Below are 24,415 nucleotides of genomic sequence, written 5' to 3' on the forward strand. Positions count from 1 at the left end.
CGGCGGCACCCCCGGTCCTCGCCTCCTCGACGCCGCCGCGGTTCAGCGCGGCAGCGGCGCGTCCGCCCGGCGCAGCACCGACCAGCCGGTGTCCCGGGCCCGGGCGGCGGCGAGCAGCCCGGCCACGCAGGAGGCGTTGGTGATCTCGCCGGCCAACACCATGGAGACCGCCTCGTCCAGGCCGATCCGGACCACCTGGAGGTCGGCCTCCTCGTCGCGGCGCTCGTGGCGCTGCTCCGCCGGCACGTCGGCCAGGTCCCGGGCCAGGAAGACCCGGACCAGCTCGTCGGTGAAGCCGGGTGAGCTGTGCAGGTCGACCAGCACGTCCATCCGCCCCGCGGTCAGGTCCGCCTCCTCGGCCAGCTCCCGGGCCGCCGCGGCGGCCAGGTCCTCGCCGGAGACGTCCATCAGCCCGGCGGGCAGCTCCCAGAGATGCCGCCCCACCGGGTGCCGGTACTGACGGATCAGCACCACCTGGCCCGCGTCGTCCAGCGCCACCACCGCCACCGCGCCGACGTGCCGGACGATGTCGCGCTTCCCCGTGCCGCCGCCCGGCATGGTCACCTCCTCGGTGACCACGTCGAAGATCCGGCCGGACCAGCGCTGCTCTCGGGACCGGACCTCGTAGCGGTGCTCGACGGCGCTCACGACGCGGACGCCGCCTTGGCCGCGGCGCCGTTGCGGGCGGCCTGCTCGGCGTCCGGCGCGTCCAGGTCGACCGGGAGCTGGTCGGCCTGCGAGTAGGCGAGCGCGGCCTTGACGAAGGAGGCGAAGAGCGGGTGCGGCCGGGTGGGCCGGCTCTTCAGCTCCGGGTGCGCCTGGGTGGCCACGTAGAACGGGTGCAGGCTCCGGTCCAGCTCGACGAACTCGACCAGCCGCCCGTCCGGCGAGGTGCCGGAGATGTGCAGCCCGGCCTTGGTCAGCGCGTCCAGGTAGGCGTTGTTGACCTCGTAGCGGTGCCGGTGCCGCTCGCTCACCTCGGTGTTGCCGTACGCCTCGGCGACCAGCGAGCCCTCGGCGAGCTTCGCCGGGTAGGCCCCGAGCCGCATGGTGCCGCCCAGGTCGCCCTTGCCGGCCACGATGTCCTCCTGGTCGGCCATGGTGGCGATGACCGGGTGGCGGGCCTCCTCGTCGAACTCCAGCGAGTTCGCCCCGTCCAGGCCGGCCAGGTGCCGGGCCACCTCGATGGTCATGCACTGCAGGCCGAGGCAGAGGCCGAGCAGCGGGACGCCGTTCTCGCGGGCGTACCGGGCGGTGCCGATCTTGCCCTCGATGCCGCGCACCCCGAAGCCGCCCGGAATCAGGATGCCGTCGACGCCGGCCAGGGCGGCCGCCGCGCCGGCCGGGGTGACGCACTCGTCGCTGGGTACCCAGCGCAGCTTCACCCGGGCGCGGTGGCCGAAGCCGGCCGCCCGGATCGCCTCGCTGACCGACAGGTACGCGTCGGGCAGGTCGACGTACTTGCCGACCACCGCGACGGTCACCGTGTGCCGCGGCTGGTGCACCCGGTCCAGCAGGTCGTCCCAGCTGCCCCAGTCCACGTCGCGGAAGGAGAGGCCGAGCCGGCGCACCACGTACGCGTCCAGCCCTTCCCGGTGCAGCACCTTGGGGATGTCGTAGATGCTCGGCGCGTCCGGGGCGGCCACCACCGCCTCGGCGTCCACGTCGCAGTAGAGCGAGAGCTTGTGCTTGAGCTTCTCCGGGATCTCCCGGTCGGAGCGGCAGACGATGGCGTCCGGCTGGATACCGATGCTGCGCAGCTGCGCCACCGAGTGCTGGGTCGGCTTGGTCTTCAACTCCCCCGAGGGTGCCAGGTAGGGCACCAGCGAGACGTGCAGGTAGAAGCAGTTGTCCCGACCCAGGTCGTGGCGGACCTGCCGGATCGCCTCCAGGAACGGCAGCGACTCGATGTCGCCGACCGTGCCGCCGACCTCGGTGATCACCACGTCCGGCACCTGGCCGTCGGCGTCCGGGTCGGCCATGCCGAGGATCCGGGCCTTGATCTCGTTGGTGATGTGCGGGATGACCTGCACCGTGTCGCCGAGGTACTCGCCGCGCCGCTCCTTGGCGATCACGTCGGAGTAGATCTGCCCGGTGGTGACGTTCGCCTTGCCGGAGAGCGCCCGGTCCAGGAACCGCTCGTAGTGCCCGACGTCGAGGTCGGTCTCGGCGCCGTCCTCGGTGACGAAGACCTCGCCGTGCTGGAACGGGTTCATCGTCCCCGGGTCGACGTTCAGGTACGGGTCGAGCTTCTGCATGACCACGCGGAGACCCCGCGCGGTGAGCAGATTGCCGAGGCTGGAGGCGGTGAGGCCCTTACCCAGCGAGGAGGCCACGCCCCCGGTGACGAAAATGTGCCTGGTCGTCCGTGCTGAAGGGGCCAAGGCCTGCTCCCGTGTCGTCCGTAGCGGTCGTGCAGAACGCCGAGGCGATCAGCAAAGTGATCACGCGATCCACGGGATTCCACGGTAACACCTCACCGGGGGTGACTCGCATCCCGCACCGAGGTCACGCCCCCGAGCCGGGTGGTTGACGACGCCCCGTCAGGGCGTCGTGACCTGGCGCGACGAGCGATCGGCCTGACGCGGGGCCGGGGCGCCGCGGTCCGCCTCCGGCGCCCCTGGCTCGGTGTCCGGCGCCCGGGTGGCCGGGGCCTGCGTGTCCGGCGCCACAGCGCCCGGCTCCTCCGGCGGCGTCACCGGGGCCGAGCCGCCCGACGGACCGCCCCCGCCGGCCGGGCCGTCGTCCGCGCCACCGCCGCAGCCACCCTCACCGCTGCCGCCGAGCCCTTCGTCGCCGGTCACGCCCGAGCCGTCGGCGGTCGGCCGGCCGGCGCCGGGCAGGGTCCGGTCGGTCGAGTGGTCGAGCACCCGCAGCGAGGCCAGCGCGGCCATCGGCACCACCAGCGCGCCGGCGGCGCCGGCCACGTCCAGCGCCGAGCCGCTCAGGACGCCGCCGATCACCGCCGCGACCGCGGTGCCGGCCATCGCGGCCCGGATCGCCGGATAGATGCCGAACAGCCGCATCAGCCCGCCCCACGGTTGCAGCAGCGCGAACCAGACCAGCAGCGCGCCGGCCAGGGCCAGCACGGTCAGCGGGCTGTCGACCAGGGTGTCGAAGTTGGCCGTGCTGGAGCGGTGCACGGTGAGCCCGCCGGTCCCGTCGCCGATCGAGGCCAGGAACCGGCCCAGGCTGCCCCGCTCCGCGGCCGGGCGGCGCACGTCGAGCACCGCGAAACCGATGGTGACCGCGAGCGCCGCCATCACCGCCCAGGCCAGCCGGCTGACCGTCAACCAGCCGCCGGCGCTGATCGCCGCCGCGACGCTCAGCCCGGCGGTCAGCGCTATCGCGCCGATCGGGTCCGCCCCCAGGTAGGGGCTGCCCACGATCACCACGGCGACGCCGCACACCGCGACCATGACCGCCGGACGCCAGCCCCGCTGCATCCGCTGGGCCAGCCAGCCCGCGCTCAGCAGCGCGCCGGCCAGGAACACCCCGAGGCCGACGGTGCCCAGCCCGGCGTACCGGCCGCCCTCCAGCGCGGAGTAGCCGACCACGCCGTTGAGCTGCAACCGGGCCCCGGTCAGCACGTCCAGGCCGATGGTGAGCGTGGTCAGGCCGGCGACCGCGCCGAGCGGCCCGAGGGTGCTGGCGTGCCCGGGGGCGAACCGGACCGCGGCGGTGCCGGCGATCACCAGCAGGGCGGTCACCCCGGCGAAGGCCCAGCCGGGTCGGTCCGTCCGCCACCACGGCACCACGTCGGCGAGCAGCGCCGCCGGCACGGCCAGCGCGGCGGCGACGAGCAGCAGCTCCACGGTCGCCACCACCCGCCGGGCGACCGGCTTCGGCCCGTACGGGCCGGCGTGCCGGCGGGCGCGGCGCAGCAGCGGCAGGACCGCCACGGCGAGCAGCATCTGGGCGGCGGCGAGCAGGGTGAAGAACCAGCCGACGATGCTCCGCTGGGCGGCGGCCTCCCGGTCGGCGTCAGCCGGCTGGGCGATCGCGGCGGCCAGGTCGGCGGGGCGACCGTCCACGGCGAGCGCGGGCCGGCCGAGGAAGAGCCGGTCGGGCATCGGCCGGCCCAGCGCGGCGAGCGCCGTCGGCGCGAGGTCGACCAGTTGCAGGTAACCGTCGCGGCCGGTGCTCGCCGAGGTCAGCCAGCCTCTCTCCCAGCCCGGGCCGTCGGCGACCGCCACGTGCAGCCGGGCCGGCTGCTCGGTGTCGGAGATCCCGGCCACCAGCACCAGCGAGCGCGGCGGCCGGGCGGCGAGCACCCGGGCCAGCTGCGCGTCGGCCGCCCGGGCCGCCGTGGCCCGGTCGGCCTTCGAGGCGCCGTCGACCGTGCCCAGGTCGACGATGCTGAGCACGCAGGAGCCGAGCAGCCCGGCCGGGTCGGCGGGCAGCGCCGAGGCGTAGCGGTCCACCCGGCCGAACGGGCGGGCGGCGGCGACGGCGGCGCCGGGGCCGACCGCCACCGAGCAGCGCACCGACTCGGCCAGCGACCCGGGCATGGCGCCCCAGGGCAGCTGCTCCTGGTTGTACTGGACCACGCCCTCCTGCTCGGGCAGGTTCGCCCCGATGCCGTCCGGCTGCTCCACCGTCACCGCGGCCGGCGGGCAGCCGCCGACCTGCCGGCTGCCGTTCCAGGCCGCGAAGCTGCCGGCGCCCAGGCTCAGCCAGCCGTCCACCGGGCAGGTGGGCCGGTGCGCGGAGCGGACCGACAGCGAACCGATCGAGCCCTGCTCGGCCATCCGCCACAGCGTCGGGGTGGTCTGCGGGTCCACGTCCTCCCAGCGCAGCCCGGCGACTCCGGCGAGGACGACGAAGTCGGCGGTGCGCTGCGGCGCGCCGCGCTCGGGCCGGGCGCCCAGCGCCGCGATGCCCAGCGCCACCACCATCAGGGTGAGCAGGGCGGGGACCAGTCGGCGCAGCATTATCGGTGTCCCGTCGACGGTGCGCCCGCGTCCGGGGCGGTCGGGCCGCTGCGCTGCGCGGCCAACTCGGCGTAGAGCGCGCTCAGCGCGGCGACGGTGTCGGCCTCGGTGGGCCAGGTCGCCGCCCGCTCCGCGCCGAGCCGGCTCAGCGCCGCCCGGCGCTCGGGGTCGTCGAGGAGTTCGCGTACGGCGGCGTCGAGCGCGTCCACGTCGCCGGGGGGCACCAGCACCGCGGCGTCGCCGACCAGGCCCGGCAGGCCGCCGACCGAGGTCGCCACCAGCGGTACGCCGGCGCGCAGCGCCTCCTGGGCGAAGAGCTGGCGGGCCTCCCAGTCGCTGGTGACCACGGCCAGGTCGGCGCCGGTGAGCAGGTCCGCCACGTCGGTGCGGTGCCCGAGCAGGGTCACCGGCGCCCGGGCGGCGGAGATCCGGGCGGCCAGCGGCAGGTACGCCGGGCCGCTGCCGGCGATCACCACGACCGGCGCCGGGGTTCGGGTACGCCACCGGGCTGCCGCGTCGATCAGCAGGTCGTAGCGCTTCTGCGGGTGCAGCCGGCCGACCGAGACGATCAACGGCCGCGCGGCGTCCACCCCGAACTCGGCGCGTACGGCGGCGCGGCGGCGGCGTGGGGTGGGCAGGGTCGGCGCGGCCACCGGGGCGAGCCGGGCTTCGGTGGCGCCGAGCGCGGCGGCCCGGTCGACCAGGTCGGCGGAGGCGCCGAGCGCGACCCGGGCGCCGCGGGCGACGACCCGTTCGGCCAGCCGGGACAGGGCGCCACGCAACCCGCCCGCGAGCACCGCGTTGTGCCAGGTGACCACGAGTGGTGCCGCCGGTCGGGCGAGCACCGCGACCAGGCCGGCCCGCAGTCCGTGCGCGTGCACCACGTCCACCGCGGTGCTGTTCAGCGCGCGGCGCAGCGCGGCGACCGCGCGGGCGTCGGCCGGCGTGGGGCTGGCCGGGATCTCGACCGGCTCGAAGCGCGCGCCGACGCCGGTGAAGTCGAACTGCTCCTCGGTGGCCGCCGGGCCGCAGACCACGACGGTGGCGCCGGCCGCGGTGAGCCCCCGTGCCACGGAGCGGACGTGCTGCCCCACCCCGCCGGTGCTGGAGGCGAGTACCAGGGCCACTGAGCCGGGCCACCGCGGCGCCGACGAGGCGTCCGTCATGAGGAAACGGTCTCCTTCCCGTCGCCGCGCTTTCCGGGGCGTTGGTCGTCCTGCGGGCCGGCCGGTGGCCGTCGGCGACCGAGCCGGCGGGTCACGGCCGCGAGCAGCGGTCGGACGTCCCGCGCGTCGGTCAGCCAAGCGACGGTGAGGAACAGGGCACCGACCACGACACCGGACAGCATGCCCTGCGCGAGCGCCCACGGTGCGGTCGGGGTCCCGTCGCCGAGGCTCGCGAGCGCGCGGGCGGTGCCCGCCCCGCCGAGCCCCGCGACCGCGGCGGCGAGCAGGCCGGCGGCCCCGGCCCGGCCGACGCCGAGCAGGGCGGCGTGGCCGGCGGAGCGCAGCACCGCGGCGACGAGCAGGCCGCCGAGGAGCAGCATTCCCCCGGAGGTGGCCAGGGCCACCGCCAGCACCCGGTCGGCGAGGGGCAGCAGCTGCCCGAGCAGGAGCGCGAGCAGGGGCACGGCCAGCCACCCGGCGGCGGTGGCGACGGTCGCCGAGCGGGTCTCGCCCCGCGCGTAGAGGGCCCGGGTGAGGATGGCGAACAGGCCGTAGCCGAGCAGGCCGGGGGCGAAGCCGGCGACCGCCGCCGCGGCGGTCGCGGCGACCTGCGGGTCGTCGGCGAAGAACGCGTGCCCGACCGGCCCGGCGGTGCCGACCAGCGCCGCCGCGCCGAGCAGGCTGAAGAGCACGACCCCGCGTACCGCCGGAGCGAGGGTCTCCCGGTAGGTGCGCTCGTCGCCGGTCGCCCGCGCCGCCACGAGGGTCGGGTACGCGGCCACGGCGAGCGGCACGGCCAGCACCGCCCAGGGCAGGAAGTAGATGGTCTGCGCGATGTTGTAGACGCCCGGGTTGGCCCTCGACCCGTACGTCACCTGGTTGAGGGTCACGATCAGGGCGATCTGCTGCGCGGTGACGGTCACCACACCGGCGACCGCGAGCGCGCCGACCCTCGACCGCGCGTCGGCCGGGAACCGGTAGCCGGGTCGCAGCCGCAGCCGGAGCCGGCGCAGCGGGATCAGCAGGGACAGCGAGAGCACCACCACGCCGAGGGTGGTGCCGCCGGCGAGCAGCACCTCGCCGCCGGGGTTCACCGAGCCGACCGTGGCCAGCCGGCCCTGCCACGCGGTGAAGCCGAGGTAGACCGCGATCACGGTGATGCTGGACAGCAGCGGGGCGATCACCGGCCAGGCGAACCGCCGGTGCGCCTGGAGCACCCCGGTGAGCACGATGCCGACGCCGTACAGCGGCAGTTGGGGGGCGAACAGCAGCAGCATCCGGGCCCCGGCCTGCTGCTGCTCCGGGCTGAGGCCGGGGCCGAGCAGGCCGATCAATGGATGGGCGAGCAGGGCCAGCGCGAGGGCGAGCGGCACGAGCAGGCTGAGCGTCCAGGTCAGCAGCGCCCCGGTGGTGGCGGCGACGGCACGCCGGTCCCCCGCCTCGACGGCGCCGGCCAGCAGCGGTACGACGAGGCTGGCGAGCGCGCCCCCGGCCACGATCTCGAAGATGAAGTTCGGCAGGTTGTTCGCCACCACGTAGGTGCCGCCGAGGTCGGTGCCGGCCAGCGTCCAGGTGAACACGGCCGTGCGGCCGAAGCCGGCGAGCCGGCTGACCACGGTGAGTACGGCGATGAGCGCGGCCGCTCCGGCCACCCGGCCGGCGCCGGCGAGGGGTGCCGGTCTGGTCACGTCAGTCGGCGCGTCGGCCCAGCGCGTCGAGCTCACGCAACCCGGGGGTTCGTTGGATCACCTGGGTGAAGCTGACCTTCTCGCTGGCGGCGGTGAGACCGGCGAGCACGGCGAGGACGCCGGCGCGGCCCAGCGGGCCGGTGCGGGCGGCGAGCGCGACGCCGAGCAGCGCGCCGAGGGCGTTCGCGCCGCTGTCGCCGAGCATCACCTCCTCGCCGAGGTCCGCCGGGAGCAGCCCGGCGGCGGCGCCCACCGCGCCGGCGGCGATCCCACCGTGCGGGCCACCGGTCAGCGGCACGCCGAGCAGCAGGCCGGACTTGAGCGCCCGGCCGGGGCGCAGGTCCAGCAGGTTGAGCAGGTTGGCGGTGCCGGCCACCACGCCGGCGCCGAGCAGGACGTCGACGCCGCGGCCGAACGCCCCCTGCTGCTGGCGGCGGCGGTGCCCGGCGACCCGGGGGTCGGCGGCGAGCAGCGCGGCTGCGCCGAGCCCGGCCGCGCCCACCCCGACGATCTTGACGAGGCCGGCGGTGACCCGCCCCTCGCGCAGCGCGGCGAGGTGCCCGGTGAAGCCCTTGGCGGCCTTCTGCTCCGGTCGGGCGCCGACCACGTCGTCGTAGAGCCCCACCGCGCCGGCGCCGGCCCCGGCGACCAGCGCCGCGGCGCCGGCGGCGACGCTGGTGGCGCCGAGCGCCCCCGCGCCCGTCGCGCCGACCGCGAGCGCGGGCCCGGCGGCGAGGGTGACGGTACGGCCGCGGAAGTTGGTGCGCTGCAGGGCGGGGCCGGCCGGGGAGGTACGCACCTCGCGCAGCGCGTACCGGACGGCGGCCGCCCCGGCGCCGGCGGTCAACAGCCGGGCCAGCATCCTCACGCGGTGACTCCGATCGGCTCGTCGGCGGGCATCCGGGGCTTCGGTTCGCTCACTGGGGCAGTTTAGGCAGCAGCGACGCGACGTTGTCGCCGACGCCGTACTGGCCGGCCTTCTTCTCGGTGAGCTGCTGCACCAGCGCGAGCGTGGTGACCAGCTGGCCCTGGATGGTGTTGGCGTTGTCGACGGTGGAGATGGTCTGCGAGAGCACCGGGTCACCGCGCACGATCGCCACCAGGTTGCCGCCGGCCGAGCCGTTGCCGCCGACCACGATGGCGCCGGTCCGGTCGAACTGCTCGGCGATCTTGACCACCGACTCGTCCTTCTTGGCGGAGTCCTTGTCGACGTACGGCTGGCCGCTGACCACCACGACCGCCTCGGCCGGGCCGGTGACCCGGTCCTCGGTGGTGAGGTAGCCGGCGTTGGTGTAGGCGGCGAGCACCGCCCGCCGGTCGGCCTCGCTGACCGGGGCGACGCCCGGCCGGTCCAGCAGCACGCTGGCCAGCAGGGCACTGGAGGTCTCCACGCCGTGCCCGTTGCCGGGCAGGCCGGTGGTCTGCGCGCTGGTCGGGCGGGCGGCGGTGACCGCCAGCTCGAGCAGGTTGTTGTTGTTGTCCGGGTTGATGAGCTTGTCCTGCAGGTCGACCCGGCCGGTGACGTCCGCCCCGGCCATCTGGAGCATCTTGAGCACGCCCTCGGTCTGGTCGCGCCCGGTGGGGAGGCTGAGCACCAGCACCCGGCGGCCGGTGAGCTTGCCAGGCAGGACGACCTGGGAGATCTCGGCCGCGAAGGCCTCCTCCGACTCCAGCTGCTTCTCGACGTTGTTGACCGTCTGGCGCATCTGCTGGTTGTCCTTGCGCAGCGCGGTGACCTGCTCCTTGAGCGAGTCGGCCACCGGACCGTTGAGGGCGGCCGTGCCGACCACCAGCCCGATGGCCAGGGCCAGGAACACCGCGGTCAGCGACACCACGTGGTACCGAAAGTTGATCACGCTTGCAGCCTCTTGATCGTCGGGGGAGCTAGAAGAGCTGGCCCAGCTGGAACACGAAATTGTCCCACCACTCGGAGACCACGCCCAGGTATGCCTTCCCGACCGTGGAGACGGCCACCGCGGAGGCCATCGCGGCGACCGCCGAGAGCACCAGCAGCAGCAGCGAGGAGCCGGAGATGCTCTGCCGGTAGAGCCGGCTCACGCCCTTGGCGTCGACCAGCTTGCCGCCGACCTTGAGCCGGGTGAGGAACGTCGAGGCCATGCCGCCGCGGCCCTTGTCGAGGAACTCCACCAGGGTGGCGTGGGTGCCGACGGCGACCAGCAGCGAGGCGCCCTTCTCGTCGGCCAGCAGCATGGCGAGATCCTCGCTGGTCGCGGCGGCCGGAAAGAGCACCGCCGGGACGTCGAGCCCGGTCACCCGGGGCAGCCCGGGCGCCCGACCGTCCGGGTAGGCGTGCACGATCACCTCGGCGCCGCAGCGCAGCACGTCGTCGGTGACCGAGTCCATGTCACCGATGATCATGTCGGGGGTGTAGCCCGCCTCGACCAGCGCGTCGGCGCCGCCGTCGACGCCGATCAGCACCGGCTTGAACTCCCGGATGTAGGGGCGCAGCACGTCCAGGTCGGCCTTGTAGTCGTAGCCGCGGACCACGATCAGGCAGTGCCGCCCCTGGATCTGGGTCTCGATCTCCGGCACGCCCACGCCGTCGAGCAGCAGGTCGCGCTCCTGCTTGAGGTAGTCCATGGTGTTGGCGGCGAACGCCTCCAACTGGACCGAGAGCCCCTCCCGGGCGTCGGCCATGGACTTGGCCACCGTCTCGGCGTCCTGGAGGTTGCCGTGCGCGACCGGCTCGTCACCGACGTAGACCGTGTTGCCCTCGATCCGCACGGTGTCGCCCTCGCGGATCCGCTCGAAGACCCCCTCGCCCAGGTCGTCCAGGAGCGGAATGCCCGCGCCGACCAGCACCTCCGGACCGAGGTTCGGATAGCGGCCGGAGACCGACGGCTTCGCGTTGAGTACCGCCGCGACACCGACGGCGACCAGAGAATCCGCCGCGACCCGGTCCAGGTCGACGTGGTCGATCACCGCGATGTCACCGGGGCGCAGCCGGCCGACCAGGCGTTTCGTCCGGCGATCGAGGCGCGCGGTGCCGAGGAGAACACCCGGTACCGCGTTCCGGGTCCGGCGCAACGTGGGTAGACGCATCGTGACCATCCTGGCATGTGAGGCAGGCATTTCTGTCGCGACATGCCTGAGCAGGGCCGCCTACCCAGGGAAGCACACCGGAGCGCAGGCTGGTGTGCTTGCGCTCACAATACCGGCGGTCACGACCGCCTTTCCTTGGCGGCCACGGCCAGAAGCTCCTCGGCGTGTGCGATACCCAGATCCGAGTCGGGCAAACCCGCGAGCATCCGGGCCAGCTCCCGGGCGCGCTCGGTGTCCTCCACCACCCGGACCCCGCTCGTGGTCACCGCCCCACCGGTGTCCTTCGCCACCACCAGATGCCGGTCGGCGAACGCGGCGACCTGCGGCAGGTGGGTGACCACCAGCACCTGGTGGCTGCGGGCGAGGCGGGCCAGCCGGCGCCCGATCTCCACCGCCGCCTGACCGCCGACGCCGGCGTCGACCTCGTCGAAGACCAGGGTGGGCGGGCCGCCGGAGCCGGCGAAGACCACCTCGATCGCGAGCATCACCCGGGACAGCTCACCGCCGGAGGCCCCCCGCTGCAGCGGCAGCGCCGGCGCGCCCGGATGGGCCAGCAACCGCAGCTCGACCTCGTCGCCGCCGTCGGGACCGACGCCCACCTCGACGCCGCCCACGGCAAGCGTCGGCTCGGCCCGGCCGGCCGGCCGGGGCAGCACCGCCACATCGATGCGGGCGTGCGGCATGGCCAGCCCGGCCAGCTCGACGGTGACCTGCTCGGCGAACCGGACCGCCGCCTCCTGGCGGGACGCCGACACCCGACCGGCCAGCTCGGCCACCTCGGCGGCCAGCCGCTGCCCCTCGCGGTCCAGCTCGTCCAGCAGGTCGTCGGAGGTGTCCAGCTCGGACAGTCGGGTGCGGGCCCGCTCGGCCCAGGCGATCACCCCGTCGACGTCGTCGGCGTACTTGCGGGTCAGCCCGCGCAGCGCGGCCCGCCGCTCGTAGACGGCCTGCAGCCGGGCCGGGTCGGCGTCGAGCGTGGCGAGGTAGGCCGACAGCTCGGCGGAGACATCGGTGACCAGGGTCGCCGCCTCCTCGAGCCGGGCCGCCAGCTCGCCCAGGGCCGGGTCGGTGCCGGTCTGCGCCTCGAGGGTGCGCCGGGCGGCGCCGAGCAGGGTGCTCGCGTCGGGGGTGTCGTCGGCCGCCTCCGCACCGCCGGCCACGCACTGCTGGGCGAGCTGCGCCGCGGTACGCAGCCCCTCGGCGTGCTCCAGCCGCTGCGCCTCGGCGCGCAGGTCGTCGTCCTCGCCCGGCTGCGGGTCGACCCGGGTGATCTCGTCCAGGCCCAGCCGCAGCAGGTCGGCCTCCTGGTTACGCTCGCGGGCGTTGCGCCGCCGGTCGGTCAGGTCGTCGACCACCCGCCGCCAGCCCGTGTAGGCCTCACGCAACGCGTCGAGCAGCTTCTCGTGCTCCGGCCCGGCGAACCGGTCCAGCGCGGCCCGCTGCTCGGCCGGGCGCAGCAGCCGCAGCTGGTCGGACTGCCCGTGCACCGCGACCGCCTGCTCGCCGACCTCGCCGAGCATCGACACCGGCATGCTCCGGCCGCCCAGGTGCGCCCGGGACCGGCCCTCGACGGTGACCGTGCGGCTCAGCAGCAGCGAGCCGTCCTCGTCGGGCTCGCCGCCGGCGTCGCTGATCCGGGCGTGCACCGTCTCGGCCACCCGGCCGGCCAGGCGCAGCCGCCCCTCCACCATCGCCCGGCCGGGCTGGGCGCGCACCCGCCCGGCGTCGGCCCGGCCGCCGAAGAGCAGGCCGAGGCCGGTCACCACCATGGTCTTGCCCGCACCGGTCTCGCCGGTGATGACGTTCATCCCGCCGGTCAGCGGCAGGGTGGTGTCCTCGATGACGCCCAGTCCGGTGATGCGCAGCTCTTCCAGCACAGCAACCGACAGTAGACGCGAGGCCCGACAGTTGACCAGCCGACGCGGGGTGCGTCGTGCTCCGGACGGCGGCGTCGTACAGTTCAGCCCCGTGTTGGACGTGATCGGCCTGACCGCAGGCGAGGAGGACCTCTACCGCAGCCTGGTGCAGCTCACCACGGCGCGGGTCGAGGAGCTGACCGAGCGGCTGCGCCGCCCCCGCGCGGAGATCGTCGCCCAGCTCGACGCGCTGCGCGCGAAGGGCTTGGTACTGCCGACCGGGCCGGAACCGGACGCGCCGCTGCGGCCGCTGGCCCCGGACGTGGCGCTCGGTGGGGCGTTGCTGCGCCGGCAGGAGGCGTTGGAGGCGGCCCGCGCGGCGGTCACCCAGCTCACCGAGGACTACCGGGCCGGGATGCGCCGGCACGACGTCGACCACCTGGTCGAGGTGATCACCGGCGCGCATGCGCTGCGCGAGCGCCTGCGTGACCTGCAGAACGCCGCCCGGGTCGAGGTGCTCTGGTTCTGTCGGGCGAGCCCGCTGGCGATGCTCGGTCAGGAGAACGTCGAGGAGTTCGACGCGCTGTCCCGCGGGGTCCGCTACCGGGCCATCTACGAACGCGAGATGCTCCTCGAGCCGGGCGCGCTGGCCGACGTCGAGCAGGGCGTACGCGCCGGTGAGCAGGCCCGGGTCCTCGACCGGCTGCCGGTCCGGCTGGCCATCGTGGACGGCCGGACGGCGGTCTGCCCGCTGGTGCCGAAGCCCGGCGACGGTGAGCCGAGCGCCGCGGTGATCGGCCGCAGTCAACTGCTCGACGCGCTGCTCGCCCTCTTCGAGAGTCACTGGTTGATGGCGACGCCGCTGCGGTCGTCCGTCCCGCCGGTCGACCGGAGCGCCGAGGGCTACCGGCCGGACGCCGACGAGGCCCGGCTGCTGTCGCTCTTCGTGGCCGGGGTGCCGGACAAGTCCATCGCCTCGCAGCTGGGGGTGAGCCGGCGTACCGTGCAGCGCCGGCTCGCCGACCTGATGGCGGTCGCCGGCGTGGACACCCGGCCCGGGCTGGCCTTCCAGGTCGCCCGGCGCGGCTGGATCTGAACCGCGAGGGGGCGGGACGGCCGACGGCCGCCCCGCCCCGTGTGCGTCAGCGCAGCCCGTACGCGTCGATCACGGTCTGGTCGACGGTGTTGCCGGCCCGGTCGCCGGCGTGCACCCGCAGCGACACCGCGCCGCGGCCGGCCGGCACCGTGGCGGTGAACCGGGTGCCGGAGCCGTGCACCGGCACCGACCGCCACTTCTTCCCGCCGTCGAACGACACCTCGACCCGCAGGCTGGTGCCGGTCGGCGCCGAGACGCCGGTCGGCTGGCGCAGGGTCAGCCCGAGCTTGTGCGACGTGCCGCCCCGCACCTCACCGCGCAGGTCGGCGGGGACCTGGTAGTCGACCTGGAGCAGCGGCAGCGGCTTGGCCGCGTCCCCGGCCGGGCGGGCCGAGGTGAACTGCCAGGCCGTCTCGGTACGGGTGGCGTAGCGCCACTCGTCCGAGGAGCGCCGCGTGGCCAGGTCCAGCCGGTAGCGGGCCGACTCCGCGGTGGTGGGCACCGGCGCCCAACCGCCGGAGAGGTCGGCGATCTGCTTCCCGTCGCGGCTGAGCCGGGCCTCGACGGTGTCCGCCTCCTCGCCGCCGCCGGCCGGACTGTAGTTGCCCTCGGCGTCGACGAACTCGGCCACCCGCAGGTCGAGGTTGTCCCCGGTACGGGTCGGCACCGGAACCGCGCCGCCGGCCGGCACGGCCGGCCGGATCACCGGGGCGTGCCAGCTCTCGGTGTCCCGGTCGTCGGCGGCGTAGCGCCGGGGCTGCTGGGTGAGCCCGCCGAGCAGCCGACCCCAGGACCAGGTCACCCGGTGCAGGACCCGGTGCTGCCACCAGGCGTCCCCGGCGCTGACGAGCTCCTGCCGGGTGGTGCCGGTACGCACCAGCCGCTGGTCGTCGTTCCAGGAGGTCTCCTGCCACGGACGCCAGCCGAACCGCTGCTCGGTGGCCCACTCCGAGCCGCCGACGTCGCCGTAGTGGGCGGTCACCTCGGCGGTGTTCTTCGCGGTGACCGTGTGCACGATGCGCTCCGGCACCCGGCCCTTCGAGACCTGCCACACGTCGTACAGGTAGGGGCTGTCGACGGTCAGCGTCAGGTCAATCGTCGCCCGACCCTTGCGGGCCGCCGCGATCAACGGCTGGCCGTCGTCGTTCGCCACCGCCAGCGCGGGGACGGGCAGCCGGTCCCCCTCCGGGGTCCAGACCGTCCACGCGCTCTGGTCCGCCGGCCGGACGATGAGCACCGACTTCGCACCGGCCGCCGCGGCCGCCGCGATCTGCTCCTCCTCGGAGGCGTCCGGGTTGGTGACCAGCAGCGCCGCGGCGCCGCGCACCCGGGTCAGCTCGGCGGGGGTGCCGGTGCCGGCCCAGACCAGCGGCAGCTTCTGCCGGCCGGTCGGCGCCGGCGAGTGGCCCATCAGGTTGATGTCCAGCGGACCGGACACCCCGCTGATCTTGGCGTCCACCATCGGGGCGACCAGCTGCCAGCGCGAGGAGAACTCGAACTCGCCCTGACGCACCGCGCGGGTCGGCGTGACGTTGACCTGCTGGATGGTGCTGAAGGTCATCACGCCGTGGTCGACCTGCCGGCCGTTGCCGAAGATCCGGTGCTCGTAGAAGCTGATCGCGGCTCGCTGCTCGGCCGGCTTCGGCGTCTCGATCCGCACCGGCGTGCCCTTGCGGGGATCGAGCACCACGGTGACGTCGCGGGTGACCATCAGCTCCGGGTCGGTCGCCAGGGTGATCTGCTCGTCCAGCGGCGCGCCGTGCTCGATCAGCGCTTCGACCAGGTACGGGCCCTCCTCGACCTGCACCTGCGTCTCGCCGCCGACCCAGCCGATGAAGTCGGACTCGGGCTGCTCACCGAAGAGGGTGAGCACCGGCGCCAGGCCCGGCTGCCCCTGCAGGTCCAGCACCTTCACGGTGACCGTGTGCACCGGGCCGCTCAGGGTGAGCCCGACGGCGGTACGCACCGCGACGCCGTCCGCGCCGGTGGCCACCAGCCACCCGCCGTGCGGGCCGCGGGCCAGCTTCGCCGGATCCGCGCGCAGCGGCACGGCCACGCTGCCGCCCGCCGGCACGGTCACCTCGCCGCCGCCGACGGTGACCCCGTCGGGCTCGGCCGCCCCACTGTCCAGGTTCCGCAGGTCCAGGGCCAACCGCAGGGTCTGCGGGGCCGTGGTGCCGTTGGTGTACGTGACGCTCCGCTCGACCGTCGCGCCGCCGGTGGAGATTCGACCGAAGTCGGCGGTGGCCGAGCCGTACACCCGCTGGCTGAGCGCCCGGGCCACGTCGACCCGGCCGCCGCCCTGCTCGAAGACGGTCAGCTCCGGGTTGGCCTTGGTGGTGCTGACCAGCGCGTCCTTGAGCTTGCCGGCGGTCCAGTCCGGGTGGTCCTGGGCGAGGATCGCGGCCGCGCCGGCGACGTGCGGGGTGGCCATCGAGGTACCGGACGCGGTCGTGTACGCGTCGCCCACCGGCGTACCCATGGTGGTGCCGGCGGCGCGGGCGGCGATGATGCCGACGCCCGGCGCGGTGATCTCCGGCTTCAGGCCGTTGTCGCCGAGCCGCGGGCCGCGGCTGGAGAAGTCGGCGAGGTTGTCGTCGCGGTCCACCGCGCCGACCGTGAGCGCCGCGGTGGCCGCGCCCGGCGAGCCGACGGAACGCGGCGTGCCCTCGTTGCCGGCGGCGATGACGAAGAGCGCACCGGTCTCGGCGGTCAGGTCGTTGACCGCCTGGCTCATCGGGTCGGTGCCGTCGCTCGCGGAGCCGCCGAGGCTCATGCTGACCACCTTCGCGCCGGAGTGGGCGGCCCACTCCATGCCCGCGATGATGGACGAGCTGTAGCCGGAGCCGCCGTCGTCGAGCACCTTGCCGACCAGCAGCTGCGCGCCGGGGGCGACGCCCTTGCGCAACCCGTCGGAGGCGGCGCCGCTGCCGGCGATGGTTGCCGCCACGTGGGTGCCGTGGCCGTGCCCGTCGCGGGCGCTGCCGCTGCCGGAGAAGTCCTGCGCCTCGGCGATCCGACCGGCCAGGTCCGGGTGCGTCGAGTCGACGCCGGTGTCGAGCACCGCGACCCGGACGCCCTTGCCGTCCCGCCCGGCGGCCCAGGCCGCCGGAGCGCCGATCTGCGGCACGCTGTGCTCCAACGCCGGGCGGACCTTCCCGTCCAGCCAGATCCGGGCGACGCCGGCGCCGAGCCGGGCCGGCGAACCGGCGGTACGGGCCTGCGGGTTGGCGCGCAACGTCGTCCACAGGCCGCCGAGGTCGCCCTTGCCGACCCGCAGCGCCGCGCCGTTGATGCTCTCCAGCGGCCGGGCGTCGGTGGCGCCGGCGAGCGGCCGGACCCGACCGGCCGCCGGCTCCTGGTAGCGGACGATCAGCGGCAGCGAGCCCTGCGCGGCGTCGCCGTACCCGTCGGCGGCCAGCTCCTGCACGTCGAACAGGTCGGGGTCGAGCACCCCGGCGGAGAGGTACGGCACGACGTCGCTGGGCAGCACCCGCAGCCCGCCGTCGGCCTCGACGGTGTGGAAGATGATCCGCTCGCGGCCGGGGCCGGGGCGGACGGTGGCGGCGACCCGGCCGGGCGCCGCCTGGACGAGGTCGACCTGGTCGCCGGTGATCAGGGTGATGTGGACGGGCGCGGTGCCCGGGGCGGGCGTGGCCGGGGTAGGGCCAGTGGGCCGGGCGGACGGGTCGGCGGACGCCGGTGCGGCGAGTCCGACGACCAACGCGCCGACCGCGCCGGCGGTGAGCCAGCGAGGGGGCCTGTGCATGCGATGCGCTCCTCTACTCCAGGGGCCGGTCTCTGGTAAAGATCGACCGATCGGAGTTTGCGGCGCAGATCACTGCACGGTCACTAGCTGCGGCCCGCCGCACCGGCGACATGTCGCCAGGTGGACATCCGGCGGGCACCTGACGGACCTGCAAATGTCCGGCAGGTTACCGCCGAGATCGTGGTGTCTTCGGGGCCCTCGCCGGGTCCGCGCCGGAGCACGATCGGCGCCGGTCGGGCGGCGCGGGTGGGTCAGCGCCGCGAGCCGCGCCAGCCGTGCACCGGCAACCCGAACTTGGCCACCAACCGGTCGGTGAACGGCCGGTCGCGCAGCCGGACGATCCGCACCGGCAGCGCGCCCCGGCGCACCGTCACCCGGGCGCCCGGCGGCAGGTCGTAGACCCGCCGCCCGTCGCAGGAGAGCACCGCGAGGGTGGTGAACGGGTCCACGGTGATCACGAAGGTCGACGTCGGCGCGGTCACCAGCGGCCGGCTGAACAGCGCGTGCGCGCTGATCGGCACCAGCAGCAGCGCCTCCACCTCCGGCCAGACCACCGGCCCGCCGCCGGAGAACGCGTACGCGGTGGAACCGGTGGGGGTGGCGCAGACCACCCCGTCGCAGCCGTACCGGGACAGCGGCCGGCCGTCCACGTCGACGAGGAGCTCGAGCATCTGGGCCCGCTCCCCCTTCTCGACGCTGATCTCGTTGAGCGCCCAGGACTCGATCGTCGGCCCGCCGTCGAACTCGGCGGTGACGTCGAGGGTGAGCCGCTCGTCGACGGTGTAGTTGCGCGAGACCACGTCGCGTACCGCGCTGTCCAGGTCGCCGATCTCGGCCTCGGCGAGGAAGCCGACCTTGCCGAGGTTGATGCCGAGCAGCGGCGCCTTGGCCGGCCGGGCCAGCTCCGCCGCCCGCAGGAAGGTGCCGTCTCCGCCGAGCGCGAAGACGATCTCGGCCCCGTCGGCGGCCTCCAGCCCGGTCACCGGAACGACGCCGGGCAGGTCGAGGTCGTCGGCCTCCTCGGCCACCACGCGTACCTCGAAACCGGCCGCGATCAGGTCGCCGGCCACCGCCCGGGCGTGCTCGGTGCTGCGTCGCCGGCCGGTGTGGGTGACCAGCAGAGCGGTCCGGCTCACCGGGCCCGCCCTCGGGTCGCGGCGCACCGCCGGCCGGCGACCGGCCGGTCCGCGCCCGCCGTGCAACGCCCGCTCCTCGCGCTCACCCTGCGACCTCCTCCGCCGCCGAGCCCGGCACCGCGCCGGACGTCGTGGGGCCCTCCGGCCCGGCCGCGACCACCGCCCGCACCCGTTGCGGATCGGCCGGCGACGCGTCCCGGCGTAACCATACGAAGAACTCGACGTTGCCGCTCGGCCCCGGCAGCGGGCTGGCGGCCACGTCGGCCAGGCCCAGCCCGAGCTGCTCGGCGGCCGCGGCCACGTCGAGCACCGCCTCGGCGCGCAACTCCGGGTCGCGGACCACCCCGCCGGTGCCCACCCGTTCCTTGCCGACCTCGAACTGCGGCTTCACCATCAGCGCCAGATCACCGTCGGCGCGGGTGCAGCCGGCAAGCGCCGGGAGCACCAGCCGCAGCGAGATGAACGACAGGTCGGCGACGGTCAGGTCGACCGGCCCGCCGATGGTCTCCGGGGTGAGCGAGCGGACATTGGTGCGCTCGTGCACCCGCACCCGCTCGTCGGTACGCAGCGGCCACGCGAGCTGCCCGTAGCCGACGTCCACCGCGACCACCTCGGCCGCACCGGCGCGCAGCAGCACGTCGGTGAAGCCGCCGGTCGACGCGCCGGCGTCCAGGCAGCGCCGGCCGGTGACCGGCAGCCCGCCGAACGCCGCCAGCGCGCCGGCCAGCTTGTGCCCGCCCCGGGAGACGTACTCGGAACTCGGGTCCTCGCCGGTGACCAGCAGCGGGTCGGCGGGGTCGACCATCGCGGCCGGCTTGCGAGCCTGCACTCCGCGCAGCTGGACCCGGCCGGCCTCCACCAGCGCGGCGGCCTGCTCCCGGGAGCGGGCCAGGCCGCGGCGGACGAGCTCGGCGTCCAGCCGGTTGCGACGTGCCATGGGTGGTTCTCCGGTCTCAGGACTGGTCGATGGTGGCGAGGGTCTCGCGCAGCGTCTGGTAGGCCGCCTCGTACTGGGCGATCTGATCGGCCGGGGCGAGCGACGCCGCGTTGATCATCGCTTGGACGGCCGCGTCGACTGCCGGGTGCCCCCGGTCGTCCAGGTCGTCGCCGAGCGCCGAAGAGGACGCACTTCCACCGGACGGTGGGCCGGGTCGCACACCGGGCGGCGGCGCGGGCCGGGCTGCGGGCATGCCACCAGGCTGCGGGCCAGGACGGGTCGACGGCGGTGGGCCGGGGCGGCCGGCCGGCGGTGGGCCCGGGTGGAGCGGACCGGTCACGACCGGCCCCGGGAGGTCGGGCGGGTCACTCGGCACCGCCCGGCTGCTGCTTGCGGGCCACCTTCTGCGGCGGCCGGGCCGGCTCGGCGTCCCCGCCGGTGGGGGTGAGCGCGGCCGGCGACTTGCGTGCCACCGCCTTGCCGGGCTCGGCCTTCTTGGCCACCGCCTTCTTTGCGACGGCCTTCTTCGCGACAGCCTTCTTCGCCACGGCCTTCTTGGCCGGCGGCGCGGAGACCGGGGCGCCGAGCGACTCGGTGGACGGCACCGGACCCGGGCCGGTGCTCGGCTCCGCCGCCGGTTTCGGACCGGTCTGTGCGGCGGTCACCGGGGCGGGGGCGCGCCGCGGCCCGGCCGGTGCCTCCGCAGCGGCCTGCGGCGCGGTGGCGGCCGGCGCGGCGACGCTGGGCGTACCCGCGGCCCGGGCCTCGCGCAGCTGCCGGTCCAGCTCCTGCACCCGGCGGGTCAGTTCGGCGACCTCCTCGGCGGTGGCGAGCCCGACCGCGCCGAGCGCCCGGTCGACCTCGAACCGGACGAGCTTGGTCAGCGCCTCCCGGTTCGCCGCGCTGGTGGAGACGAGCTCCTCGCCGAGCGCCTGGAGCTGCGCGGCGGTCGCGCCGCCCGACCCGACGAGTCGGCGGACCACGTCCTGGGCCTTCTTCCGGGGCGCCTCCGTCAGGCCCATGGCCAGCTCGAGGTAGGCGCGCCACGCGTCCTGCATGCCTGAGTCCTTCCGCGGGGCGGGGGGTGTGCAGGTGTCACGCTACCGGGCACCCGGGACCGGCCTGTGCGGTACGGTGCCGGGGACGGCGTGGCGTGGGGCGAGGAGGCGGCGAGTGGCCAGCGTGGACGAGTGTCGGCAGGCGTTGCAGGAGCTAGCCGCCCGGCTCGACAGCAACGCCGCGACGGTGCGCGAGCGCGTCGACCTGGATCGGACGCTCGCCTGCCGGATCACCGACCTGGAGACCGCGTTCCACGGCCGGATCGCCGACGGCCGGCTGCTCGACCTGACCGACGGCGACGACCCGAAAGCCAAGATCGCGCTGAGCACCAGCAGCGACGACCTGGTCGCGCTGGTCGCGGGCGATCTCGACATCGCCCGCGCGGTCGCGTCCCGCCGGGTGTCGATCAAGGCGAACCCGTTCGACCTGATGAAGCTGCGCAAGCTGCTCTGAGTCGCGGGCAGACTGAGCCGAGCGCGTCGGCGCTCGGTTTGATGGTGCTCAGGTCGCGACGGCGAGCGCGGTCAGCGCCCGGGGGCCGTGCTCAGGTCGCGAGGCCGAGCGCGGTCAGCGCCCGGGTGGCGTCCGGTGAGCCGGCGCGGATCGGTGGGACCGCCGGCGCCGACCAGGCCGCCGCGCAGAGCGCGGCGAGAGCGTCCAGCGGCCGTCCCGCGCCGGTCAGCTCCAGACCGCCGTCGCGGGCGGCCACCGACCAGCCCCCGGCGTCCGCCGGGCCCGGTACCCGCACCACGGCCGCCGGATCGAAGAGCCCGGCCAGGTCGTGCGCGACGAAGGTGGGGCGGCGGGCCGGCTCGGCGGCGAGCAGTTCGGGTACGTCGCTGACGCCGGTGAGCACGAGCAGACTGTCCAGCCCGGCCCGGCGGGCGCCCTCGATGTCGGTGTCCAGCCGGTCCCCGACCACCAGGGTCCGACCGTCGTCGATCCGGCGGGCGGCGGTGGCGAAGAGCTCCGGTTCGGGCTTGCCGACCACGACGTCCGGCTCGCGGCCGAGCGCGGTGCGCAGCACGGCGACCAGGGCACCGTTGCCGGGCAGCGGTCCCCGCCCGCTGGGCAGGGTGCGGTCGGTGTTGGTGGCGATCCAGGTGGCGCCACCGCGGACCGCGACGGTCGCCTCGGCCAGGTGGGTCCAGCCGACCTGCGGCCCGTACCCCTGCACCACCGCGTGCGGCTTCTCGTCGGCCCGGTCGACCGGGCTGAGGCCGACCGCGGCGATCTCCGCCCGCAACGCCTCGGCGCCGACCACCAGCACGGGGGCGCCGGCCGGCAGCCGGTCCCGGAGCAGCTCGGCGGCGGCCGCCGCGGAGGTCAGCACCTCCTCGCGCCGGGCCGGCACGCCCATCCCGCTGAGCAGGTCGGCCACCTCGCTCGACCGGCGGGAGGCGTTGTTCGTCGCGTACGCGACCGCCCGGCCCTCGGTGTGCAGGCGGCCGACCGCCTCGACCGCGCCGGGGATCGGCCGGTCGATCAGGTAGATCACACCGTCCAGGTCGAAGACGACCTGGGCGTACCCGTCGACCAGCCGCGCCCCGGCGTCAGTGGTCACCGGGCGACCGGGCCCGTCTCGTCGTGGCCCGCCGGAGCGTCCGCTCCGGCGCGCACGGTCAGGTCGGGGTCGTCCGCCCCGCCGCTGCCGAGCGCGTCGTCACGGGTCACCGTCTTCAGGTCAGCATCGTCATCGGATGCGTCGTCGTCATCATCGGATGCGTCGTCGTCGGCCGCCTCCGGGAGCACGTCGGCGGGCGCGTCCGGCTCGGCGTCGTCGCTGACGAGGTCGGTGTCCGGGCGGGCCGGCACGGTGCCGGGCGTACCCGGACCGGCGGCGATCTCCTCCACCGGCTCCTCGTCCTCGTCGTCGCCCTCGATGACCACCCCGTCGAGTTCCAGCAGCCGCTCGGCGGCGTCGGTCTCACTCTCGGTGTCCACCTCGGAGGCGCGAGCGAACCACTCCCGGGCCTCCTCGCGCCGGCCGACCGCGAGCAGCGCGTCGGCGTACGCGTAGCGGAGCCGGGCCGTCCACGGCTCGGCCGCGTCGGTGGTCAGCTCGCGGACCTGGAGCATGGCGACCGCGGCGTCCTTCTGGCCGAGGTCCCCGCGCGCCCCGGCGGCGACGATCAGCAGCTCGATGGCGACGGCCTGGTCGAGCGCGTCCCGGTCCGCGCCGCGGAACAGGTCGATGGCCCGCTCCGGCCGCCCGAGCGCGCGCTCGCAGTCGGCCAGCACCGCCAGGTGGCTCTGGAGGCCGGTCATCCGGTGGTACGTCCGCAGCTCGGCGATGGCGGTCTGCCACTCGCCGGCGTGGTACGCGGCCAGGCCGACGGCTTCCCGCACCGCCGAGATCCGGGACGCCAGCCGTCGGGCGGCCAGCGCGTGCGCCAGCGCCTCGGCCGGGTCCTCGTCGATCAGCTGACCGGTCGCCACGAGGTGCCGGGCCACGGAGTCCGCGACCGGCTTGGCCAGCGACAGCAGCTCGGCGCGGACGTCCTTGTCCAGGTCGGTCGCGACGATCTCGTCCGGCAACGCGGGGGCCGTACCGCCCTCGCCCGCCCGCTCCGGACGCGCTCCGCGCTCATCCTCGCGGCGCCGGTCACCGAAGCCGCCTTCGCGCCGGCGGTCGTCGAAGCCCCGGTCGTCCCGGCGCGGCCGCTCGCCGCCACGGAAACCGCCCTCGCGGTCACCGCCGCGGTAGCCACCCTCGCGGCGCTCGCCGCCACGGAAGCCGCCCTCGCGGGGCGCACCGCCCTGGTAGCCACCCTCGCGGCGGTCACCGCCGCGGAAGCCGCCTTCACGACGGTCACCGCCCCGGAAGCCGCCTTCACGGTCACCACTACGGAAGCCACCTTCGCGGCGCTCACCGCCGCGGAAGCCACCCTCGCGCGGCGGGCCCGACCGGTAGCCGCCCTCACGGTCGCCACCACGGAAACCGCCCTCGCGACGGTCACCGCCCCGGAAGCCGCCTTCACGACGGTCACCGCCGCGGAAGCCACCCTCACGCGGTGCGCCATCACGGAAACCACCCTCGCGACGATCACCGCCCCGGAAGCCGCCTTCACGACGGTCACCGCCCCGGAAGCCACCCTCACGCGGTGCGCTGTCACGGTCGCCGCCACGGAAGCCGCCCTCACGGCGGTCACCGCCGCGGAAGCCACCCTCGCGGGGCGCGCCGTCACGGTCGTCACCACGGAAACCACCTTCGCGGTTACCGCCGCGAAAGCCGCCTTCGCGACGCTCGCCGCCCTGGCCACCCTCACGACGGTCACCACCGCGGAAACCACCCTCGCGACGGTCACCGCCGCGGAAGCCACCCTCACGCGGTGCGCCCTCGCGATCACCGCCGCGGAAGCCACCCTCGCGGCGCTCACCACCACGGAAACCACCTTCACGGCGGTCACCGCCGCGGAAGCCACCCTCGCGGGGCGCGCCGTCACGGTCGCCACCACGGAAACCACCTTCGCGGTTACCGCCGCGGAAGCCGCCTTCGCGACGCTCGCCGCCCTGGCCACCCTCACGACGGTCACCACCGCGGAATCCACCCTCGCGACGGTCGCCACCACGGAAACCACCCTCGCGGCGCTCACCACCACGGAAACCACCTTCACGGTTACCGCCGCGGAAGCCGCCTTCGCGACGCTCGCCGCCCTGGCCACCCTCACGACGGTCACCACCGCGGAATCCACCCTCGCGACGGTCGCC

Annotated in this window: 19 protein-coding genes; 3 read left to right on the forward strand and 16 right to left on the reverse strand. The window is 75.4% G+C overall.

Going from position 1 to position 24,415, the window contains the following annotated elements:
- Positions 1–42: 42 nt before the first annotated feature.
- From AB0C04_RS31095 to recN, 9 genes are all read right to left on the reverse strand, one after another.
- Positions 43–648 (reverse strand): NUDIX hydrolase, encoded by a 606-nt coding sequence (locus AB0C04_RS31095; RefSeq protein ID WP_357061719.1) that lies wholly within the window; start codon positions 646–648, stop codon positions 43–45.
- Positions 645–2,384 carry a CTP synthase gene (locus tag AB0C04_RS31100; RefSeq protein ID WP_357061721.1) on the reverse strand — a complete coding sequence of 580 codons (1,740 nt, stop codon included), beginning with the start codon at positions 2,382–2,384 and terminating at the stop codon, positions 645–647. The genes AB0C04_RS31095 and AB0C04_RS31100 overlap by 4 nt, the downstream gene beginning before the upstream one ends.
- A 159-nt stretch (positions 2,385–2,543) precedes the next feature.
- Complete coding sequence (locus AB0C04_RS31105; RefSeq protein ID WP_357061724.1) at positions 2,544–4,934, reverse strand: hypothetical protein; 2,391 nt, start codon at positions 4,932–4,934, stop codon at positions 2,544–2,546.
- The gene (locus tag AB0C04_RS31110) at positions 4,934–6,100 is read right to left on the reverse strand and encodes a glycosyltransferase family 4 protein (RefSeq protein WP_357061727.1); all 1,167 of its coding nucleotides are present in this window, start codon (positions 6,098–6,100) and stop codon (positions 4,934–4,936) included. The genes AB0C04_RS31105 and AB0C04_RS31110 overlap by 1 nt, the downstream gene beginning before the upstream one ends.
- On the reverse strand, positions 6,097–7,788 hold the full coding sequence (locus tag AB0C04_RS31115) for a lipid II flippase MurJ (RefSeq protein ID WP_357061730.1): 1,692 nt from the start codon (positions 7,786–7,788) through the stop codon (positions 6,097–6,099). Before AB0C04_RS31115 ends, AB0C04_RS31110 begins: the two co-directional genes overlap by 4 nt.
- Position 7,789: 1 nt before the next feature.
- Positions 7,790–8,656, reverse strand: a complete 867-nt coding sequence (locus AB0C04_RS31120; protein ID WP_357061733.1) for a hypothetical protein — start codon at positions 8,654–8,656, stop codon at positions 7,790–7,792.
- Between the two features lie 49 nt (positions 8,657–8,705).
- Positions 8,706–9,644: a copper transporter gene (locus tag AB0C04_RS31125; protein WP_357061736.1), complete on the reverse strand. Its 939-nt coding sequence runs from the start codon at positions 9,642–9,644 to the stop codon at positions 8,706–8,708.
- A gap of 28 nt (positions 9,645–9,672) precedes the next feature.
- Positions 9,673–10,851, reverse strand: a complete 1,179-nt coding sequence (gene steA / locus AB0C04_RS31130) for a putative cytokinetic ring protein SteA (RefSeq protein WP_350874533.1) — start codon at positions 10,849–10,851, stop codon at positions 9,673–9,675.
- A gap of 119 nt (positions 10,852–10,970) precedes the next feature.
- Entirely contained in the window at positions 10,971–12,728 is a 1,758-nt protein-coding gene (gene recN / locus AB0C04_RS31135; RefSeq protein WP_357061739.1) for a DNA repair protein RecN, read from the reverse strand.
- Positions 12,729–12,819: 91 nt separating this feature from the next.
- On the opposite strand from recN, the gene AB0C04_RS31140 reads away from it, so the two are divergent.
- Entirely contained in the window at positions 12,820–13,803 is a 984-nt protein-coding gene (locus AB0C04_RS31140) for a helix-turn-helix domain-containing protein (protein ID WP_357061741.1), read from the forward strand.
- A 46-nt stretch (positions 13,804–13,849) separates the two neighbouring features.
- Here AB0C04_RS31140 and AB0C04_RS31145 read toward each other — a convergent pair whose 3' ends face one another.
- The 5 genes from AB0C04_RS31145 to AB0C04_RS31165 form a co-directional block, all read right to left on the reverse strand.
- The gene (locus tag AB0C04_RS31145; RefSeq protein ID WP_357061743.1) at positions 13,850–17,572 is read right to left on the reverse strand and encodes a S8 family serine peptidase; all 3,723 of its coding nucleotides are present in this window, start codon (positions 17,570–17,572) and stop codon (positions 13,850–13,852) included.
- Positions 17,573–17,823: 251 nt separating this feature from the next.
- Positions 17,824–18,708 carry an NAD kinase gene (locus AB0C04_RS31150; protein ID WP_350874529.1) on the reverse strand — a complete coding sequence of 295 codons (885 nt, stop codon included), beginning with the start codon at positions 18,706–18,708 and terminating at the stop codon, positions 17,824–17,826.
- Between the two features lie 82 nt (positions 18,709–18,790).
- A complete protein-coding gene (locus AB0C04_RS31155; protein WP_357061746.1) occupies positions 18,791–19,645 on the reverse strand; it encodes a TlyA family RNA methyltransferase in 855 nt (284 codons plus the stop codon).
- 16 nt (positions 19,646–19,661) lie between these two features.
- Positions 19,662–19,898, reverse strand: a complete 237-nt coding sequence (locus AB0C04_RS31160; protein ID WP_357061748.1) for a hypothetical protein — start codon at positions 19,896–19,898, stop codon at positions 19,662–19,664.
- A gap of 112 nt (positions 19,899–20,010) precedes the next feature.
- Positions 20,011–20,703, reverse strand: a complete 693-nt coding sequence (locus AB0C04_RS31165; protein WP_357061751.1) for a hypothetical protein — start codon at positions 20,701–20,703, stop codon at positions 20,011–20,013.
- Between the two features lie 115 nt (positions 20,704–20,818).
- Here AB0C04_RS31165 and AB0C04_RS31170 point away from each other — a divergent pair, with 115 nt between their 5' ends.
- Positions 20,819–21,157, forward strand: coding sequence for an alkyl sulfatase C-terminal domain-containing protein (locus tag AB0C04_RS31170; protein WP_357061754.1), 339 nt, complete (start codon positions 20,819–20,821; stop codon positions 21,155–21,157).
- 91 nt (positions 21,158–21,248) lie between these two features.
- Here AB0C04_RS31170 and AB0C04_RS31175 read toward each other — a convergent pair whose 3' ends face one another.
- Together AB0C04_RS31175 and AB0C04_RS31180 are read right to left on the reverse strand one after the other, a co-directional pair.
- Positions 21,249–22,268, reverse strand: a complete 1,020-nt coding sequence (locus tag AB0C04_RS31175) for an HAD-IIA family hydrolase (protein WP_357061757.1) — start codon at positions 22,266–22,268, stop codon at positions 21,249–21,251.
- Positions 22,265–23,158, reverse strand: coding sequence for a Replicase polyprotein 1ab (locus tag AB0C04_RS31180; protein WP_357061760.1), 894 nt, complete (start codon positions 23,156–23,158; stop codon positions 22,265–22,267). Before AB0C04_RS31180 ends, AB0C04_RS31175 begins: the two co-directional genes overlap by 4 nt.
- Here AB0C04_RS31180 and AB0C04_RS31185 point away from each other — a divergent pair.
- On the forward strand, positions 23,093–24,415 hold a 1,323-nt coding region (locus AB0C04_RS31185; protein ID WP_357061763.1), incomplete at its 3' end, for a hypothetical protein. The genes AB0C04_RS31180 and AB0C04_RS31185 overlap by 66 nt on opposite strands.

This window comes from Micromonospora sp. NPDC048909, assembly GCF_040649635.1.
In the GTDB taxonomy this organism is placed as follows: domain Bacteria; phylum Actinomycetota; class Actinomycetes; order Mycobacteriales; family Micromonosporaceae; genus Micromonospora.